General features: G+C 74.5%; 2 protein-coding genes. Both read left to right on the top strand.

Going from position 1 to position 3414, the window contains the following annotated elements:
- Positions 1 to 3140 (top strand): SDR family NAD(P)-dependent oxidoreductase (locus ACWD26_RS43990; RefSeq protein ID WP_451279374.1); only part of this gene is annotated, 3140 nt, incomplete at its 5' end.
- A gap of 82 nt (positions 3141 to 3222) precedes the next feature.
- Positions 3223 to 3414: polyketide synthase docking domain-containing protein (locus tag ACWD26_RS43985; protein WP_451279372.1), on the top strand; the 192-nt coding region annotated here is incomplete at its 3' end.

The following is a 3414-nucleotide window of genomic DNA, read 5'->3' as shown; positions in this document are numbered from 1 at the left end:
TGGCGACGGAGGAGGAGCTGACCTCGCCGGAGTACTGGGCCCGGCACATCCGTCAGGCCGTCCGCTTCCATGACGGGGTGCGCCACCTCGAACAGCTGGGTGTCCGGCAGTACGTGGAACTGGGGCCTGACGGAGTCCTGACCTCCATGGTGGAGGACACGCTCACCGAGCCGCCGGGCGCCCTCACCCCCGCACTGCGCCGCGACCGGCCCGAACCCGAGACCGTCATGCAGGCACTCGCCCTGCTGCGGATGCGGGGCGCCGAACCCGACTGGGACACGGCACTGCCCGGCGCCCGCCGCGTACCGCTGCCCGGCTACGCCTTCCAGCACCGGCGCCACTGGCTCGACGCACCCGCCGCGGACGTCGACGCCGAGGGCCTCGGCCTGAGCACGGTCGAACACCCGCTGATCAGTGCCGCCGTGAACATGGCGGGCCGCGACGCACACCTCCTCACCGGACGGCTCTCCCTGCGCACCCACCCCTGGCTCGCGGACCACGCCGTGTCCGGCACCGTACTGCTGCCCGGCACCGCCCTCCTCGAACTCGCCCTGCGCGCGGGGGAGCAGGCCGGCGGCGTGGACGTCGAGGACCTGACGCTGGCCGCTCCCCTCGTCCTGCCGGCACACGGCGCCGTCGATGTGCAGGTCACCGTCGGTGACCCGGCCGACGACGGACGGCGCGCCGTCGAGATCCACTCCCGCCGCGCCGGGCAGGGCCCCGACGGGGACAGCGAGTGGGTGCTCAACGCCCACGGCTCGCTGACCCCCTCCGACCCGTCCGCCACCGGATCCGGCCTGGTCGTCTGGCCTCCGGCGGGTGCCACCGAGATCGACCTGGACGGTGCCTACGACCGCCTCGCCGACCACGGATTCGTCTACGGCGCCGCCTTCCGGGGACTGCGTCGGGTGTGGCAGGGCGAGGGCGAGATCTACGCCGAGGTCGCGCTGCCGGACGAGACGGGACAGCGGGCGGGTCACTTCCTGCTCCATCCGGCCCTTCTGGACGCCGTACTGCACCCGCTGTTGCCCGGTGTCACCGGGGACGACGGGCAGCCGCGCCTGCCGTTCTCCTGGTCGGGCGCGCGCGTCCACACCGCCGGCGCGTCCGTCCTGCGGGCACGCCTGACCCTCTCGGACTCCGGCGGCGACACACTGGAGGCCTCCCTCCAGGTCGCCGACGGCACGGGACTGCCTGTGATGTCGGTGGACTCACTGGTCCTGCGGCCCCTGGCCGCCGACGCGCTGCGGGGGAACGACACCGGCCGGGACGGACTGTTCCCCGCTGTCTGGGCGGTGACCGAGACTCCCCGGGCCACGGCCGACACCTCGGCCTGGGCCGCGCTGGCCGCCTCTCCGGTCCCCTCCGTGAAGGGGTACGAGACCATGGAGGAACTGGCGGCGAGCGGGGCGGACACCGTCCTGTGGGCCCCGGACCACGACGGCGCGGCCCCGGCCGCCGGTCCCGCCGTCGCCGAGGCGGCACGTGCCGCCACCCGGCAGGCGCTGACCACCGTGCAGGCGTTCCTCGCCGATCCGCGGCTGGCCGACGCGCGGCTGGTGGTCGTCACCCGCGGCGCGGTGGCCACGAGTCCGGACGAGGACGTCCCGGACCTGGTGCACGCGGGCGTGTGGGGTCTGCTGCGGACGGCGCAGACGGAGAACCCCGGACGTGTCGTGCTGATCGATACGGACGGCGACGGCGACGTCACCGTGGCCGTCGCCACCGGCGAGCCCCAGGTGGCCGTACGCGGCGACGCGTTCCTCGTGCCCCGCCTGGAGCGTGTCCGCGGCACGGAGGACGCCGCCGCCCCGCCCCGCTGGGACGAGGGCACCGTGCTCATCACCGGGGCCACCGGCACGCTGGGCCGTGTCCTGGCCCGCCACCTGGTGACCGAGCACGGCACCCGGCACCTGCTGCTCCTCAGCCGCCGCGGCGAGTCCGCCCCCGGCGCGGACGAGATGAAGGAGGAACTGACCGGCCTCGGCGCCGAGGTCACCTTCGCCGCGTGCGACGCCGCGGACCGTGAGGCGCTGGCCGGCGTCCTCGCCGCGGTGCCCGAAAACCGGCCGCTCTCCGCCGTCGTGCACACGGCCGGGGTCCTGGACGACACCGTGCTCGGCGAACTCACCGCGGAGCGACTGGACACGGTGCTGCGGCCCAAGGTGGACGCGGCATGGAACCTGCACGAACTGACACGGGACCGCGCGCTCTCGGCGTTCGTCGTCTACTCGTCCGTCGCCGGTCTCCTCGGCACCGCGGGACAGGCCAACTACGCGGCCGGCAACACCTTCCTGGACGCACTGGCCCAGCACCGCAGGGCGCAGGGACTCCCCGGCCTCTCCCTGGCCTGGGGCCTGTGGGAGCAGGAGAGCGCCATCAGCGGCGGCCTGAGCGAGACGGACCTCAGGCGGCTGGCCCGGCTGGGCCTGGTGCCACTGCCGTCGGACGAGGCGATGACCCTCTACGACGCGGCCTTCCGCCTCGCGCGGCCCGTGCTGGCGGCCACGTACGTCGACACCGGAGCCCTGCGGCGGCAGGGCGAGGACGCGGCGCCGCTGCTGCGTGGCCTGGTCCCCGCCGCCCCCGCCCGCCGTGCGGCGGCCGGGACGGGCGCGGCGCAGAGCGCGGGGCTTCTGGAACAGCTCGGCGCGCTCGACGCGGCCGCGCGCGAGGCAGCCCTCGTCGAGCTGGTGCGGGGCCAGGCCGCCGCCGTCCTCGGCCACTCCGGACAGGAGTCCGTCGACGCCGACCGGCCCTTCCAGGAGCTGGGCTTCGACTCGCTCACCGCGGTCGAACTGCGCAACCAGCTCGGCCGGGCCACCGGTCTGCGGCTGCCCACCACCCTCGTCTTCGACCACCCCAACCCCACCGCCCTCGCCCGGTTCGTCGCCGCGCGGATCGAGGAACGGCAGGGGCCGGCGGACGTCCCCGGGCTCGCCGACCTCGATCGTGCCGAGGTCCTGCTCAAGTCGCTGGCACCCGAGGACCAGTCCCGGGCACGCCTCGCCGACCGGCTCAGGGAGCTGCTGCTCCTGGCGGAAGCGGTGCCCGGCGACGGCGCCGAGTCCGGGGGCGGCCTGGACCTGGACACCGCCAGCGACGAGGAACTCTTCGCGCTCGTCGACGAACTCGACTGAACCCCCGCACACACACCGCGTCCGGCCGGCCACAGGCCCCGACCCGGCACCACACCCTTCGATGCGTAGGAGTTGAAAGCACGTGACGGACGAGGGAAAGCTCCGTGATTACCTCAAGCGGGCCATCGCCGACGCTCGCGACGCCCGTAAGCGGCTGAGCGAGGTGGAAGGCCGCCAGCACGAGCCGATCGCGATCGTGGGGATGGCGTGTCGTTATCCGGGTGGGGTGGCGTCGCCGGAGGATCTGTGGCGGTTGGTGGCTGGTGGTGTGGAT

The organism is Streptomyces sp. NPDC002787 (assembly GCF_053592095.1).
This window is presented reverse-complemented; position numbering and strand designations above follow the sequence as displayed.